12 protein-coding genes and 2 pseudogenes are annotated in these 15,611 nt (G+C 72.3%); 2 read left to right on the top strand and 12 right to left on the bottom strand.

Annotation, left to right across the window (positions count from 1 at the left end):
- Positions 1-380: pseudogene (locus G3I19_RS25720) on the top strand (FUSC family protein); the annotation flags it as partial.
- A gap of 78 nt (positions 381-458) precedes the next feature.
- Here G3I19_RS25720 and G3I19_RS25725 read toward each other — a convergent pair.
- The 5 genes from G3I19_RS25725 to G3I19_RS25745 all read right to left on the bottom strand — a co-directional run bounded on the left by G3I19_RS25725 (position 459) and on the right by G3I19_RS25745 (position 7,827).
- Positions 459-1,913, bottom strand: a complete 1,455-nt coding sequence (locus G3I19_RS25725) for an APC family permease (RefSeq protein WP_164266086.1) — start codon at positions 1,911-1,913, stop codon at positions 459-461.
- A 264-nt stretch (positions 1,914-2,177) separates the two neighbouring features.
- Complete coding sequence (locus G3I19_RS25730) at positions 2,178-3,527, bottom strand: aspartate aminotransferase family protein (protein ID WP_164266087.1); 1,350 nt, start codon at positions 3,525-3,527, stop codon at positions 2,178-2,180.
- A gap of 60 nt (positions 3,528-3,587) precedes the next feature.
- Positions 3,588-4,904, bottom strand: a complete 1,317-nt coding sequence (locus G3I19_RS25735) for an ArgE/DapE family deacylase (RefSeq protein ID WP_164266088.1) — start codon at positions 4,902-4,904, stop codon at positions 3,588-3,590.
- A complete protein-coding gene (locus tag G3I19_RS25740) occupies positions 4,901-6,373 on the bottom strand; it encodes an aldehyde dehydrogenase (RefSeq protein ID WP_164266089.1) in 1,473 nt (490 codons plus the stop codon). Before G3I19_RS25740 ends, G3I19_RS25735 begins: the two co-directional genes overlap by 4 nt.
- Positions 6,370-7,827 (bottom strand): cytosine permease, encoded by a 1,458-nt coding sequence (locus G3I19_RS25745; RefSeq protein WP_164266090.1) that lies wholly within the window; start codon positions 7,825-7,827, stop codon positions 6,370-6,372. Before G3I19_RS25745 ends, G3I19_RS25740 begins: the two co-directional genes overlap by 4 nt.
- Before the next feature lie 142 nt (positions 7,828-7,969).
- Here G3I19_RS25745 and G3I19_RS25750 point away from each other — a divergent pair, with 142 nt between their 5' ends.
- Complete coding sequence (locus G3I19_RS25750; protein WP_164266091.1) at positions 7,970-8,572, top strand: TetR family transcriptional regulator; 603 nt, start codon at positions 7,970-7,972, stop codon at positions 8,570-8,572.
- Between the two features lie 66 nt (positions 8,573-8,638).
- Here G3I19_RS25750 and G3I19_RS25755 read toward each other — a convergent pair whose 3' ends face one another.
- The 7 genes and pseudogenes from G3I19_RS25755 to G3I19_RS25785 form a co-directional block, all read right to left on the bottom strand.
- Positions 8,639-9,355 (bottom strand): DUF6390 family protein, encoded by a 717-nt coding sequence (locus G3I19_RS25755; protein ID WP_164266092.1) that lies wholly within the window; start codon positions 9,353-9,355, stop codon positions 8,639-8,641.
- Entirely contained in the window at positions 9,356-10,423 is a 1,068-nt protein-coding gene (gene hypE, locus G3I19_RS25760) for a hydrogenase expression/formation protein HypE (protein WP_164266097.1), read from the bottom strand.
- A gap of 8 nt (positions 10,424-10,431) precedes the next feature.
- Positions 10,432-11,535, bottom strand: a complete 1,104-nt coding sequence (gene hypD / locus G3I19_RS25765; RefSeq protein WP_164266093.1) for a hydrogenase formation protein HypD — start codon at positions 11,533-11,535, stop codon at positions 10,432-10,434.
- Positions 11,532-11,834 (bottom strand): HypC/HybG/HupF family hydrogenase formation chaperone, encoded by a 303-nt coding sequence (locus G3I19_RS25770; protein WP_164266094.1) that lies wholly within the window; start codon positions 11,832-11,834, stop codon positions 11,532-11,534. Before G3I19_RS25770 ends, hypD begins: the two co-directional genes overlap by 4 nt.
- 66 nt (positions 11,835-11,900) lie before the next feature.
- Positions 11,901-14,555, bottom strand: a complete 2,655-nt coding sequence (gene hypF / locus G3I19_RS25775; RefSeq protein WP_164266095.1) for a carbamoyltransferase HypF — start codon at positions 14,553-14,555, stop codon at positions 11,901-11,903.
- A 2-nt stretch (positions 14,556-14,557) separates the two neighbouring features.
- Positions 14,558-15,052, bottom strand: a complete 495-nt coding sequence (locus tag G3I19_RS25780) for a hydrogenase maturation protease (protein WP_164266096.1) — start codon at positions 15,050-15,052, stop codon at positions 14,558-14,560.
- A 168-nt stretch (positions 15,053-15,220) separates the two neighbouring features.
- A pseudogene (locus G3I19_RS25785) lies at positions 15,221-15,611 on the bottom strand (hypothetical protein); the annotation flags it as partial.

The following is a 15,611-nucleotide window of genomic DNA, read 5'->3' on the forward strand; positions in this document are numbered from 1 at the left end:
ACCCGGGAGCACCGGTGCCCGCGCAGGCCACCGGCCCCGGCACCGCGCCCGCGGCCCGCGCGTCCGACACCGGACGGGCCCGTCCGACCGGGGGTGTCACCCCCACCGGCGGTCCGGTCACGGTCAGCGGTGCGGTGCGGTGCGACGACCATCCGGTCGACTGCGACGCGTGGATCACGGTGGTCAACGCCCGCGGCAAGCGCCGGGCAGGGGTCCGGGCGGTCGGCGGCCGCTACCGGATCACCGGTCTTGAGCCCGGTACGTACACGCTCATCGCGGCGGGCTCGTCCCACGCTCCGCGCGCCGAGTTCCTCTCGGTGATCCGCACGGAGGGCGAGATGCACCACGACCTCCGGCTCCACCCGGCCTCCGGGCAGTAGCGAACACACCGCCGGCCGGACGCCGGGGCCGGTGCGGGCCACTCGCCCGCACCGGCCCGGTCCGGCCGGCGGTGTTCTTCACGGCGCCGTGGAGTGCACGCGCGCGGCGGATCCGGTGGCGTCGGTGGCGTCTCCAGGACCCGTCGTACGGTCCCGGACCGCCCCCACGCCCCTGCCGAGCGCGCCGATGGCGAGCAGGAGCAGCACCGTGCCGAGTGTGAACGCCTCGAAGGTGGTGCGGCTGACTCCCCAGGTGTGCCGGAAGTCGTAGCCGGCCCCGATGACCGCCTCCAGGGTGCCGGGGAAGAGCGCGACCCAGGAGCCCAGCAGGATCCACACATAGACCAGGGCCGCGCAGATCCGGAAGCCCGCGGTGCCGAAGGGCACGGTGTACGGGCGGGGCGCGTCGCGGTGACGGTGGCGCAGCGTGACGAGCGCCGGGACGACCACCAGATAGGACAGCAGCAGGGTCGTGATGGCGACGGTGAGGACGACGCCGAACACCGCCGCGCTGTCACCCCGTACGAGGTTCGTCGCCGCGATCATGAAGAAGGTGGCGGTGATCCCCGACAGCAGATTCATCCGGACCGGGGTGCCGAGCCCGCGGTGGAACGCACCGAGCGAGCGGCCGAAGAACCCGCCGTCGGCCGCCGCCATGGCCTGCATACGGTCGCTGACGATCATCCAGGCGCTGCCCTGGGTGAGCAGCGCGAAGGCGAACATCACTCCGGCCGCCGTCAGCAGCGGGCCGCTCCACGAGCCGTACACGCCGAAGACCAGGGCCGCCGCCTCCATGAACCCGCCGATGCCGGTGACCTTGTCCGCAGGTGCCACGGACAGGATGGCGATGACCGGCAGCAGATAGCAGCAGGCGGCGACGGAAGCGGAGACCGCGATGGAGACGGGGACGTCGCGCCTGGCGTCGTGCATCTCGTCACCGGCCGCGTTCGGCGCCTCGAAGCCCACATAGGCGAAGAGCAGGACGGGGACCAGGGCGAGGAAGCCCGCGGCGGTCGGGGTGAAGTGCGCGTGGTGCAGGCCGGCGAAGCCGTGCCGCAGCCCGTAGGCCAGGGCGGTGCCGGTGAACAGGAGTACACAGCCCACCTTGACGACCGCGCCGGCCGTGGTGATCCATTTGCCGCGGCGCAGCGAGACGACAGCGGTCAGGATCGAGGCCCAGATGAAGACGAGCTTGAAGGCGTAGTCGGCGAAGGTGCCGCTGCCCAGGTGCGACACGTAGCTGTTCCAGGCGTCGGAAGCGGCGAAGACCAGCGAACCGCCCAGCCACACCGGGTTGGTGACCCAGTAGAAGAGGGTGGTGAACGCGGCCGTCGCCTTGCCGTAGGCCAGCTTGACCCACACATAGGGGCCGCCCTCCTGCGGGAAGGCGGCGCCCGTCTCCGCGAAGAGCAGGGCGTACGGGACGAGGAAGAAGAGCGCGATGACGGCGGTCCAGGTGACGGCCTCACCGCCGCCGGTGGCGATCTGGCCGACCACGTCGAAGGAGATGACGGCTGCGATGCCCATCGCCATGATGTCGAAGCGGCGCAGGCTCCGGGAGAGGTGGGGCGGCGGGGGCGCCGCGGCCGGCGCGGGTGAGGCCGGTGGTGCGGGTGGAACTGGTGGTGGGGACGCTGGGGACACGGGGTCCTCCGGTGCAGACACGGGGTCCTCCTGCTGGCACGCGCCGCGGGAGGCACGTGAGGAACGGTTGCGGTCGGCTGATGTCATACAAGCCCGGGTGCCGGGCGGGGCCGGGCGCTCCGGTGGCCCCGCCCGGCTGCCCTGACCGGTGGTTCAGGCCCGGACCTCGCCGGTCGGGAGGGTGCGCTCCAGGACCGAACGCAGCGCCACCGCGGCCTCCTTGGCCTCGGCATCCGTCATGATCAGCGGCGGTGACAGGACCAGGCTGTGGGCGGAGTCGCGGACGATGACACCGGTCTCGCGCCGGATGACGTCGTGCGGCATCCGGGCCGGGTCCAGGGGGAGCGGGGTACGGGACGCGCGGTCGGCGACGAGTTCGACGGCGAGCATCATGCCGACCGACCTGATCTCCCCGACGACGGGCAGCTCACCCAGCTCGGCCTCCAGTTCGGCGTGCAGTTTGGCCCCCATGGTGACGGCGCGGCCGAGCAGCCCCTCGCGTTCGATGATGTCGAGGTTGGCCAGGGCGACGGCGGCCGCGACCGGGTGCCCGTTGTACGTGTACCCCATCGGGAAGCCGTGGTCGCGCAGCAGCACCTCGGCGACCCGGTCGGCGACGAGCAGCGCGCCGAGCGGGATGTATCCGGAGGTGATGCCCTTGGCGGTGACGATGATGTCGGGGGTGACACCGAAGTGCTGCGCGGCGAACCACTCGCCGACCCGTCCGTAGGCGGTGACGACCTCGTCGAAGACGAGCAGGATCCCGTGCCGGTCGAGGACTTCGCGCACCCGCGGCCAGTAGTCGGCCGGCGGTACGAGCATGCCGCCCACCCCCATGATGGGTTCGCCGATCATGGCGGCGATGTTGCCGGCCCCGATGTCCGCGATCCTGGCCTCGAGTTCGGCGATCAGGAAGTCGGTGGGGTCCTGGCCGCCGTACAGCTCGGTGCGGTAGGGCCACGGCGGGGTGAGGTGCGAGACGTGCGGCATCATCGGGGCGAACCCCTCGTGGTAGACGGGGAATCCGGTGGCGGATCCGCTGCCGTAGCCGATGCCGTGGTACGCCTTGTCGCGGGCCAGGATCCAGGTGCGGTCGGTGTCGCCGCGCCGGTGGTGGTAGTAGCGGGCCATCTTGATGGCGGCCTCGTTGCCCTCGGAGCCGCCCGAGGTGAAGTAGACGTGGTCCAGGCCCGCGGGGGCGAGCGAGGCCAGCCGGGCGGCGAGCGCGACGGCCTTGTCGTTGGAGAACTCCCAGAAGCTGGTGAAGTACTCCAGCTGCTTCATCTGGTCGAAGGCGACCTGGGCGACCTCCTCACGGCCGTGGCCGATCTGAGCGAGCCAGAGCCCGCCGGTCGCGTCCAGGTACGAGCGTCCCTCGGCGTCGGTGAGGCGGCAGCCGGAGCCGCCGGTCATCACGACACGTTCCTCGGCGGTCCCGGGGAGATAGGGGTGGATGATGTGCGCCCGGTCGGTGGCGGCGAGTTCGGCATGGCTCAGGGGCATGGTGGTGCGTCCTTTCCTTCAGGTGTTCCGGGGCGGTGGCGTGCGGGTCGCGGGCGCGGATCAGGCGGGGCCGGTCAGTTCGACGGCGGCCAGCGCCAGCGCCTTCGCGGTGTCGACGAGATCGCTGACCTCGATGTACTCGTCGATGGTGTGGAGGGTGGGGGAGCCGTCCGGGCGGGTCGCGGTGGGGCCCAGACAGACGGCGGGGGTGCGCCCGTAGCGGGTCAGGGTCGCCGCGTCGGTCCAGGACGGCTCGCCGAGCACCCGGGGGGTGCGGCCCAGCGCGGTGGCGCAGGCGGCGAGCCGGCCGGCCAGTGGGTGCCCGGATCCGACCTCGGCGGGCGGCAGTTCGGTGTCCCAGGCGAACCGGGGCGGATGCGCGGTGAGCCACTCGTCCGCCGCGCAGGCCGCCCGTACCGTCCGCTCGATGTCGTCACGCACCCGGCTCGCCCAGCCGCCTTCGTCGGCCTGGACCGGCAGATAGGTGATGTCCAGGGCGACTTCGCAGGACGCCGGGTAGGTCACCCACCACTCGCCGCCCCTGATGATGGTCGGCACGATCGACGGCGGCGGCAGCAGCGGGTGCCGGTGCGCGGGGTCGGCCGCCCAGCGCTCACGCAGCCGCTGGAGGGCGGCGAGCACCGGCAGGGTCTTCTCGATCGCGTTGACTGCGCCCCCGGCCCGCCAGTCTCCCGGCGGGTGTTCGGCGTGCCCGGGGCGGCCCGCCACGGTGACGGTGCCGCCGAGAATGCCCCGCTGCGCGGTGACGACATCCAGGTCGGTCGGCTCCGGGACGATCGCCGCGTCCGCGCGTACGCCGTGGTGGACCGAGGCGAGGGTGCCCGCGCCGTTCCACTCCTCGTCGGTCGCGGTGTTGATCAGCAGATCGCCCGGCAGCCGGACACCGAGGGCGGCGAGCGCCTCGGCGGCGACGACCGCCGCGGCTATCCCGCCCTTCATGTCGCAGGTGCCGCGCCCGTACAGCCGCCCGCCGCGGACCTCGGCGCGGAACGGATCACTGCTCCAGGCGGCCATCGGCTCGGCGGACACCACGTCGATATGGCCGTTGAACAGCAGCGACCTGCCGCCACCCGTACCGGGGAAACGGGCGATCAGCTGCGGGCGGCCGTCGAAGCCGAGCCCCGCCGGTGTCTGCGGCGATACGGGCAGGCTGCCGGGGGCCGGGGTGAAGACATCGGCGGTGGCACCGGCCGCGCGCAGCCGGTGCGCCAGATACTCCTGCAGATCGGCCTCGTCGCGCGCCGGTTCGCCCGCGCTGCCGCGCACCGTGGTGTCGAAGGCCACCAGGTCGCAGGTGAGGCTGACCAGGTCGTCGGCGCGCCGGTCGATCTCGGCCAGGACGGAGGTGTTCGTCATGCGTATGCGATCCATGTCGTCTTCAGACCCGTGTACTTGTCGAAGGAGTGCAGGGACAGATCGCGCCCGAAGCCCGACTGCTTGAACCCGCCGAACGGGGTGGCGGGGCTCAGCGCGTCGACGGTGTTCACCGAGACCGTCCCGGCGTGCAGCGCGTCGGCCACCCTGTGGGCGCGGGAGAGATCGCGGGTCCAGAGCGACGCCGCGAGCCCGTACGGGGAGTCGTTGGCGATCCGTACCGCGTCCGCCTCATCGGTGAACGGCAGCACGGTCAGCACCGGTCCGAACAGCTCGTCGCGGGCCAGCGGCGCGTCCGGGGCGAGACCGGTGACCACGGTCGGGTCCAGATAGGCGCCGGGCCGGTCGGGCCGGGTGCCGCCGCAGGCCAGGCGGCCGCCCGAGCCGGTGACCGTACCGAGGATCCGGGCGGCCTGCTGCTCGTCGACCAGCGGGCCGAGCCGGGTGGCCGGATCGAGCGGATCGCCCGGCACATAGGCGGCGGTGTGCTTGACGACCCGTTCGGTGAACTCTTCGGCGATCGAAGCGTCCACCAGCAGCCGGGTGTTGGCGGAGCAGACCTGACCCGCGTTGTAGAGGAAGCCCCACGCCGCGCGCTCCGCAGCGGCGTCCAGATCGGCGTCGGCGAAGACCAGACAGGGGCTCTTGCCGCCGGCCTCCAGCCACACCTGCTTCATGTTGGAGTCGGCCGCGTACGAAAGGAACTGCTTGCCGACGGCGGTGGAACCGGTGAAGACCAGGGTGTCCACGTCCGGATGGAGCCCCAGCGCGCGCCCGGCCGCGGGGCCGGGGCCCGGCACCACATTGAGCACCCCGTCCGGCAGCCCGGCCTCCGCGGCCAGTTCGGCCAGCCGCAGCGCCGACAGCGGGGACTGCTCGGCGGGCTTGAGGACGACGCTGTTGCCGGCGGCCAGCGCGGGCGCCAGCTTCCAGACGGCGATGTCCAGCGGGAAGTTCCACGGCACCACAGCGCCGACGACCCCGAGCGGTGCGCGCCGCACCAGCGCGAGACTGCCCGGCGGCGTGGGGGCGACCTCGTCGTACAGCTTGTCCGCCGCCTCCGCGTACCAGGCGAAGCAGCCTGCGGCGCCGGGCACGTCGGTGCCGTACGACTCGGTGATCGGCTTGCCCATGTCGAGGGTGTCGAGGAGCGCCAGCTCCTGGCCGTTCTCCTCGATGAGTGCGGCCAGGCGCAGCAGGACCCTCTTACGGACGGCGGGGTCGGCGCGGGACCAGCGGCCGTCGTCGAAGGCGGTGCGGGCGGCCCGGACCGCCGCGTCGATCTCGGGTGCGCCGCCCAGGGCCACTTGCGCGACCGTACGGCCGGTGGCTGGGTCGACCGTGGCGAAGGTGGCTCCGTCGGCGGCCCCGGTCCAGCGGCCGTCGATGAAGGCGTCGGTACGGAAGGTGAGTTCTGCGGCGCGTCGGCGCCACTCGGCGTGGGTGTTCATACGGTCGGGGCTCCGGAGGTCGGTGCGGGTGAGACGGGCGGTGCGGTGCTGTCGGGGGAGGGGGCGCCGGGGGCCGGGCGGCGCCTGCGCTCGGCCTTCCGGGCGGCCAGCAGATAGACGGGGACGGTGACCACGAGCCCGGCGATCCAGCCGAGGTCGGTGTCGCCGAGTGCGTGGGCGACGGGCCCGGTGTAGAGGGACTGCGCCATGAAGGGGATCTCGGCGAGGATGCCGAGGACGTAGACCCCCAGCGCGACCGGGTTCCAGCGGCCGTAGATCCCGCCGTCCCGGGCGAAGAACGACGCGACGTCGTAACTGCCGTGCCGGATCAGATAGAAGTCGACGAGGTTGATCGCCGTCCACGGGATCAGGACGTACTGCAGGACGTAGATCAGATCGAGGTAGCTGCTCATGAAGGAGCCGGCGAGCACCAGGGCCAGTGCGACGGAGAGCAGGGTCAGGACGGTTCCGATGACGGCGCGGCCGGTGGCGCGGGGCAGCCAGCGGTGGGCGAAGGTCTGCACGGCGGTGACCGCGCACAGCACAGCCCCGTACAGGTTCATGGCGTTGGTGAGCATCGTGACCAGGGCGAAGCTCCACAGGGTGAGCTGTCCGAGCGTGCTGCCGAGCAGCTGGTCCAGGGCCGCGATCGGGTTGTCGCCGCCGGCGAGGCCGATGGCCGCGCCGACCACCATGGGGAGGAGGCTGCCGATGACGCACCCGGCGTAGGTGCACCAGAGCGTCGAGCGGACCCCGGCGCGGCCGGCCGGCATGTAGCGCGAGTAGTCCGAGACGTACGGCGCGTAGGCGATCTGCCAGAGCGCTCCGACGGAGACCACCCCGAGGAACCCGCCGACGCCGAAGCCGCCCCCGGTCAGGAAGCCGTCGGGCAGACCTTCGGTGAACAGCCAGACAGCGCCCGCGAGTTGGACTGCGCCGAACACCCAGCTGGTGAGCGTCCCGATCCGGTGCATCAGCCGGTATCCCACGACGGCGACGGCCAGGCTGACCACCGCGCCGATGAGCACGCCCGTGTGCTGGCCGACCGGGGTCACCTCGCTCAGCGACTGGGCGCCGACGACCAGATTGGAGGCGAAGAAGCCCTGGTACATGACGATGACGACGAGGACGACGGCGAGTGCGCCCACCGAACCGAACTGGCCGCGGCTCTGGATCATCTGCGGTACGCCGAGCTGCGGGCCCTGCGCCGAGTGCAGCGCCATCAGGAAACCACCGCCGAGATGCCCGGCCAGCAGGGCGGCCAGGCTCCACCAGAAGGAGAGCCCGAAAGCGGTGGGCGCCAGGGCGCCGGTGACGACGGTCAGCGGGCCCAGGTTGGCGCTGAACCAGATGGTGAACAGATCGCGGGTGCGGCCGTGCCGTTCAGCGGTGGGGACGGCGTCGATGGTGCGGCGTTCTACGACGCCGGGGGCGGGCGACGAGTGGTGTTCCATGCTGCCTCCTCGGCGCGGTTCGGAGCGCGCCCTGCAAGGCCGGGTTCTTTGATGCGAGATTCAAACAATGGTGGAAGGCGTCGTCAATAGCAATGGCACGGTGACATCAGGTAAATTGAACTGACGGACGGAGAATGACTTCATGGCGCGACCCAAGAACCAGGGAGCCCGGCGCGAGGCGCTCATCGACGCGGCCGGCCGGGCGATTTCCGAACGGGGCATCGCCGGCCTGCGGATCAAGGACATCGCGGCCGAGGCGGGAGTCTCCGCGGGTTCGGTCCTCTACTACTACCCGGACCTGGACGATCTCGTCTTCGAGGTCCATCAGGGCGCCGTCGAGCGCTTCCTCGCCGACCGGCACAGCCGTACGGACGGCATCCCCGACCCCGTGGCACGGCTGCGCGAAGCCATCGCGTCCGGTCTGCCCGCCGACGCCGATGACGCCGCGCACCGGCTGCTGTACGAGCTGCACAGCAGGGCCGACCGCAGCGCCTCGCACGCCGCGCTCATGGGTTCGCTCTTCGCGCGGGAGACCGCGCTGTACGCGACGGTCCTCGAACTCGGCTCGGCATCGGGCGACTTCACGCTGACCGAGCCCCTCCAGGACACCGCCCGCAATCTGGTGACCCTGGAGGACGGCTACGGCCTGCACATCGTCAGCCGCAACACCGCCGTCGACCGCACGGCGGCGCTGCGGATGATCGCCGGTTACGCGCGCACGGCCACCGGCTGCCCGGACCTGTGAACCGGCGCGCTGCCGGGAGCGTGGCCCGGCCGCCGCGTCGGGCGGGCCCAGGCCGCAGGACGGCCCCTATGCCATCAGGGAGTTGATCTCACCGTGCCGCACGCCCTCGATGGACTCGATACGCGCGGCCTGCTCATCGGTGAGCACATCGCAGACCCAGTCCCAGTGCAGCGCCACCCGGTCACCGGGGGAGACCCCGGCGATCAGCGACCTGCCGCCGGTGGACCACCGGACCTGCTCCCGCCGCGGCGGCCCCGGTACGAGCACCTTCCCGTCCCAGCTCAGCGGGCGGGACTCCACGGTCGCCGACTCACCGTCGACGCCTAGGACCACCCCGGTACGGATCCGGCACCGGTCGAGCACGGTCAGCGCGGCCGGGTTGCCGCCGGCGCGCAGCAGGGCCGCCCACGGGTACACGTCGTACACCTGGAAGCTGTGGTGCGGGACGGCCCGGTGCGCGGCCTCCCGCCAGGTGCCGCCCGGCTGCCCGCGGAACCGGTCGAGCAGCCGCTCCACCAGCGCCCCCGAGTCGGCCAGGCCGAGCAGTTCGTTGCCGATCCAGTACGCCTCCACCACCCGCGCGTCGAGCGGATCGGAGATGCCCGCCGACTCCGCGAGGAATTCGAGATAGCACCAGGCGCCGTCGAACTGCCGGGCCCGCGCCTCCATCCCGGACGCCGCACCGGGGCGCAGCAGCGCCGCCGCGTCGTCAGGGCCGCAGTAGCCGAGTTCGTTGGGGGGATAGGCGTAACGCGCGAACAACAGCGCGCCCTCGGCGCTCACTCAGCAGATCCGCGGCAGCTGCTCGCCGATCGGCAGCCCGACCACCCGGCTGCCGCCGAGCCCGGTCCTCGCCACCACCATCCCGGTGTGGTCGGGGACGCAGGTGCCGATCCGGCGGGCCGAGCGGCCGAGCGGGTGCGCCCGGAGCGCGGCGAGGACCTCGTCGGCGCTCTCGGCCGGCACCACCGCGACCAGCTTGCCCTCATTGGCCACCTGGAGTGGGTCGAGCCCCAGCAGACTGCACGCGTCGCGCACCGTCTCCGGGACCGGCAACTCCCGTTCCACCAGCTCGATCCCGACATCGGCCGCGCGCGCGATCTCGTTCAGCGAGGCCGCGACCCCGCCACGGGTCGGGTCCCGCAGCACATGCAGATCGGCGCCGGTCGCGATCATTCCGGCGACGAGACCGTGCAGCGCGGCCGTGTCGCTCTCGACCGTGGTGCCGAACTCAAGACCGTCCCGGCAGCTCAGCACCGCCACCCCGTGCACCCCGATGTCGCCGCTGATGAGGACGGCGTCCCCGGGGCGCGCCCGGCGCGGGCCGATGTCGACGCCGTCGGGCACCACACCGATCCCCGAGGTGTTGATGAAGACGCCGTCACCACTGGCGCTGTCGACGACCTTGGTGTCCCCGGTGACCAGCTGGACGCCCGCGGACCGCGCCGCGGCGCCCAACGCCTCGGCGATACGGCCGAGTTCATCGAGTGCGGTGCCCTCCTGGAGGATGAAGGCCGTCGAGAGGAACAGCGGGACCGCGCCCGACATCGCGAGGTCGTTCACCGTCCCGTTCACGGCCAGGTCGCCGATCGACCCGCCGGGGAAGAACATCGGCTTCACCACATAGGAGTCGGTGGAGAAGGCGAGACGGGAGCCGCCGCCGGCCGACAGCACGGCCGAGTCACCCAGTTCGGCCGCCGCGGCCGAGCCGTAGGCGGGCAGGAACAGATGCTCGATCAGTTCGCCCGACATCGCGCCGCCGCCCCCGTGGCCCATCACCACGGACGGCGTCTCGCGCAGCGGTACCGGACAGACCCAGCTCTCGAAATCCAGCTCGGCGGGGGACTGCATCGCTTCGGTCACTTGGCTTCGACCAGTTCCAGTCGGCGGTATGTGTGGTAGGCGGCGCAGGCGCCCTCGGACGACACCATGGTGGCGCCCAGTGGATTGCGCGGGGTGCACTCCTTGCCGAAGGCGGCGCACTCATGCGGCTTGATCAGCCCCTGGAGGACCTCGCCCGAGCGGCAGAGCGCCGACTCGGCGGTGTGGATACCGGTCACGTCGAACCGCTGCTCCGCGTCGAACTCCGCGTAACCGGGCGCCAGGCGCCAGCCGCTGCGCGGGATCATCCCGATGCCGCGCCAGGTCCGGTCGGTCACCTCGAAGACGTCCCGCAGCATCTCCATCGCCGGCAGGTTGCCCTCCGCGCGTACGGCCCTGGAGTAGGCGTTCTCCACTTCGTGGCGGCCCTCCTCCAGCTGGACGACCGTGCGCCGGATGCCTTCGAGGATGTCCAGCGGCTCGAAGCCGGTGACGACGATCGGCACCCGGTACTTCTCGGCGAGCGGCGGGTACTCCGCCGTTCCCATCACGCTGCACACATGCCCGGCGGCGAGGAAGCCCTGCACCCGGCAGGTGGCGGACTCCATGATCGCCGAGATCGCGGGCGGCACCAGCACGTGCGAGACCAGCAGGGAGAAGTTCCGTACGCCCAGCCGCCCGGCCTGGTACACGGTCATCGCGTTCGCCGGGGCCGTGGTCTCGAAGCCGATCCCGAAGAAGACGACCTCCCGGTCCGGGTTCTCCCGGGCCAGCTTCAGCGCGTCGAGCGGCGAGTACACCACCCGGACGTCCCCTCCGGCGCTCTTCACGGAGAACAGGTCCTGGCTGCTGCCCGGCACCCGCAGCATGTCACCGAACGAGCAGAAGATGACCCCCGGCCGGGCCGCGATGGCGAGCGCCCGGTCGATGATCTCCAGCGGGGTCACACAGACCGGGCAGCCGGGCCCGTGGATCAGCTCGACGCCGTCGGGCAGCAGCTGGTCGATGCCGTGCCGGATGATCGAGTGGGTCTGGCCGCCGCACACCTCCATCAGGGCCCACGGCCGGGTGGTCGCCGCATGGATCTGGTCGAGCAGCTTCTTCGCCAGCTCGGGGTCGCTGAACTCGTCGAGGTACTTCACCGGACCACTCCTTCGGGGAACTCCTGCTGCGCGGCCCGTGCGGCGAGTTCGAAGCCGTCGCCGAACTCCTCCTCCAGGATGCCGAGCCGGTCGAAATCGGCCAGCGTCCGCCGGGCCGACTCCTCGTCGAGCCGCTGGATGGCGAACCCGACGTGCACGACGACGTACTCACCGGCCGTCACATCGGGGATGTACTGGAGGCACACCTCTTTGCGCACCCCGCCGAAGTCGACGTCGGCCATCAGCGTGCCGTCGACCTCGGCGGTGCTGAGGACGCGCCCCGGAACTGCCAGACACATGGTCCCTCTTCTCTGTGGATCCCGGTGGATCCCGTGGATCTCTGCGGATGTCCCGGCGTACGGGGGTCAGCCCGACGCGGCGATCAGGAGCTGCCCGAAGGCGATGCCGCCGTCGTTCGGGGGCAGCAGTCTCGGCCGGAGCACGGTGAAGTCCGCAGCCTCCAGGCCGCGTTGGGCGGCCTCCAGGAGCACGGCGTTCTGGAAGACGCCGCCGCCGAGTGCCACCACCCCGAGCCCGGTCCTCTCGCGTGCGAGCTGGGCCAGGGTGACCGTCAGGGCGGCGACACCGGCGTGGAACCGGGCCGCGATCAGTCCGGCCGGCGCTCCCGCCCGTACGTCCGCCACCACCGCGCGCACCACAGGCCCCGGATCGGCGACGACGGGCCCGCCGCCCACCGCCTCCCGGATCCCGAAGGAGTACGCGTCGGTTGGATCCGGCCCGGCGGCCCTGGCCAGCGCCTCAAGACCGATCGCGGCCTCGGCCTCGTACTCCACCTCGTGGCGGACCCCGGCGAGCGAGGCCACCGCGTCGAAGAGCCGGCCCATGCTCGACGTCGGCACACAGCCGAGCCCGGTGGCGAACTGATGGGCCAGCACGTCCCGTTCCCTCGGCGGGCAGGCCCGCACGCACGGCAGCAGCTCGTCCCGCTCGACACCGGCCGCGTGCAGGTGGGCCAGCGCCATCCGGTAGGGCCGCAGCACACTCGCGTCGCCACCGGCCAGCGGTACGTACCCCAGGTGCGCGGCCCGCTCGTACGACTTGTAGCCGGCGATCAGCACCTCGCCGCCCCATGCGGCCCCGTCCGTGCCGGCGCCGGTGCCGTCGAAGGCGACCCCGATCACGCTCTCGCCCGCTCCGACGCCGTGCTCGCCCATGACCGACGCGATATGGGCGTGGTGGTGCTGCACCCGCCGCACCGGCCGGGACCCGGCGTGCGCCACCGCCCAGGCGCCCGACCGGTATCCGGGGTGCAGATCGGCCACCAGCTGCCCCGGCTCGACGCCGGTGAGCCGCTCAAGCTGCCGCTCGGCCCGGGTCAGTGCGTCGGCCGTGGCCAGGGTGTCCATGTCACCGATGTGCTGGCTCACCCAGGCGTAACGGCCCTCGCCCAGCGCGCAGGTGTTCTTGAGGTCCGCGCCGGCCGCGAGGAGCGGTGGTACGCCGAAGGGCAGCGCCAGCGGCAGCGGGGCGTAACCGCGGGAGCGGCGCAGCGGAAGCTCGGCACCCGCCACGAACCTGCTGACCGAGTCGTCGCACGGCACCTCGATGCGGCGGTCGTGCCGCAGCCAGGCGTCGGCCAGCGGCGCGAGCCCGGTGAGAGCCACCGCGTCATCGGTGACGATCGGCTCACCCGAGAGATTGGCCGAGGTCATCACCAGCGCGTCGGGCCCCGGCCGGTCGTCGCCGATGCCGAACAGCAGGACGTGCAGCGGGGTGTAAGGGAGCAGCAGCCCCAGATCCGGGCTGCCCGGCGCCACCGAGGCGGCGAGCCCGGCTCCCTGCGGCGTCCCGCGCCCGGGCAGCAGCACGATCGGTCTGCGGACACCGGTCAGCAGGCGCTCCTCGTCCGCGGTGAGCGTCACCAGCTCCGCCGCGACGCCGGTGTCCGCGACCATCACCGCGAAGGGCTTGCCACCGCGCCGCTTGCGCCGCCGCAGCTCGGCCACCGCCGCCTCGTTGCGGGCGTCGCACGCGAGGTGGTAGCCGCCGAGCCCCTTCACCGCGACGATCCGGCCGTCGGCCAGCAGCTCCCGGGCGCCGCGCAGCGCGTCATCGCCGCTCGCCGGTGCCCCGTCCTTGCGGACCAGTTCGAGCGTCGGCCCGCACGCGTGGCAGGCGATCGGCTGGGCGTGGAAGCGGCGGTCACCCGGATCGCCGTACTCCGCCCGGCAGTCGCCGCACATCTCGAAGGCGGCCATGGTGGTGGCCGCCCGGTCGTACGGCACACCCGTGACGATGGTGAACCGGGGACCGCAGTGGGTGCAGGTGATGAAGGGATGGCGGTAGCGGCGGTTCGCCGGATCGCGCATCTCTTCCAGGCACTCCCGGCACGTCGCGACGTCGGGCGAGACCAGGGTGCGGGCCGGTCCGGAGCCGTCGGACTCCCCGATGGTGAACTCCGTGCCGCCCAGGGGTTCCAGGTCCGACGCATGGACGGTCTCGACCACGGCCAGCGGCGGCGCGTCCGTGCGCAGCCTGCGGCCGAACTCGGCCACCGCCCCCGCATCGCCCTCCACTTCGGCGACCACACCGGCCCCGGTGTTCACCACCGAGCCGCTGAGGGCGAGTTCACGGGCACCGGCATAGACGAAGGGGCGGAACCCGACCCCCTGGACCACCCCGTGCACCTCGAACCGCCGCCGCACCCGGTCCGGTCTGTCAGTCCGGTCAGCTCTGTCAGCCCTGTCAGCCCTGTCAGCTCTGTCAGTCCGGTCCGCCCTGTCAGCCCGGACCGCGGGGGCGGTATCGCCGAGTGCGGACTCCCCGCCGCGGCCGCTGCCCATCATCTCCAGGCCGGAGAGCGCCTCCCCGGCCTTCGCCGCGTCGATGACCTCCAGCGCGAACCCCATGTGGAGCAGCACCCAGTCGCCGTCCGCCGGAGGGGAGTCGAGCATCCCGACGTTGACCCGCCGCCGCGCGCCCTCGACATCGACGAGGGCGAGCTGACCGGCGTATCCGTCGACGAGCTCCACCACCCGCCCCGGAATGCCAAGGCACATGTTCAGGACCTCCTGGTCGGGGCGGGCTCGGCGGGCAGCAGCCGGTCCACCAGAATCCGTACGGCGTCCATGGCCGCGGGCACCGCCGCGAGGACCGCGCGGCTGAGCCCGATGCCTTCACCGACGTCGGCGGGGGTGCACCCCACCACGTAGGTGGACGGAAGGGTACCGCCCAGTTGCTCCAGATTCGCCAGGACTGCGACCGGATTCATGCCGTGTGCGTCGAATTCACCCGAACCGAGATCGTCAGGACCGACTTCGAGCACGGTCACCTCGCCGGGCGGTCCGCCGCCGGGGCAGGCGTCGACCAGCACCAGCGCGTCGTACCCGGCCAGCAGGTCGTACGCGAGGTGCATGCCCCGGATTCCGTAGTCCACGACGCGGACACTGGGCGGCAGGGTGTCCGAACCGGCGAGCGCGCGGACCACCTCGGGGCCGAAACCGTCGTCGCTCAGAAAGAGGTTGCCGACCCCGGCGACCAGTACGCGTTCCGTCACCGGCGCCACACCCCGGCGCCTGCCGGGCCGGGTGCCGGGGCCGACACCGCGCTCACATCGAACGCATTCGCAGATACCGGCGGATGTCCGGGATCGACTGCACCCCCACGGCCACAGCGGCTGCCACCAGAACCGCGCCCGCGACTGCGGTCATCACACCAAGGGTCTTCACGATGAGCTCTCCTCCCGGTTTTCGGGGGTCGTCCCGGCGGGCAGGGGCTCCAGCTCGTCGGGGGCGAAATAGAAATAGCGGCCGTACCAGTCGTGCATGTCCGCCGCCGGATCGTCGACGAGGACCAGGGCGACATGCGTCCCGCCGTCGACGTCCGAGAGCACCGCGGTCACCCGCGCCACCTGCCCGGCGAAGAAGAGGTCCTGGGCGTCCGCCCGGCGCGCGGGATGCACCCGCACCAGGCTGCCCTGGGACACGCTGACCCCGTCGATCACGACCGCGTCGGACGACGGACGCACGCTCGCGTCAGCGGCGGGGTCCCACCAGGGCGCACCGCCGGTGTCGAACGCGGGAGGTGCGGCGTCCCGGAGGCCGGCGCCGGGGGCC

Source organism: Streptomyces sp. SID10853, from assembly GCF_010548145.1.
In the GTDB taxonomy this organism is placed as follows: Bacteria; Actinomycetota; Actinomycetes; order Streptomycetales; family Streptomycetaceae; genus Streptomyces.

Coding starts and splice junctions, on each gene's coding strand:
- G3I19_RS25725 (WP_164266086.1), bottom strand. CDS start 1,913: ATGGCGATGGGCATCGCAGCCGTCATCTCCTTCGACGTGGTCGGCCAG.
- G3I19_RS25730 (WP_164266087.1), bottom strand. CDS start 3,527: ATGCCCCTGAGCCATGCCGAACTCGCCGCCACCGACCGGGCGCACATC.
- G3I19_RS25735 (WP_164266088.1), bottom strand. CDS start 4,904: ATGACGAACACCTCCGTCCTGGCCGAGATCGACCGGCGCGCCGACGAC.
- G3I19_RS25740 (WP_164266089.1), bottom strand. CDS start 6,373: ATGAACACCCACGCCGAGTGGCGCCGACGCGCCGCAGAACTCACCTTC.
- G3I19_RS25745 (WP_164266090.1), bottom strand. CDS start 7,827: ATGGAACACCACTCGTCGCCCGCCCCCGGCGTCGTAGAACGCCGCACC.
- G3I19_RS25750 (WP_164266091.1), top strand. CDS start 7,970: ATGGCGCGACCCAAGAACCAGGGAGCCCGGCGCGAGGCGCTCATCGAC.
- hypE (WP_164266097.1), bottom strand. CDS start 10,423: ATGCAGTCCCCCGCCGAGCTGGATTTCGAGAGCTGGGTCTGTCCGGTA.
- G3I19_RS25770 (WP_164266094.1), bottom strand. CDS start 11,834: ATGTGTCTGGCAGTTCCGGGGCGCGTCCTCAGCACCGCCGAGGTCGAC.
- hypF (WP_164266095.1), bottom strand. CDS start 14,555: ATGTGCCTTGGCATTCCGGGGCGGGTGGTGGAGCTCGTCGACGGATAC.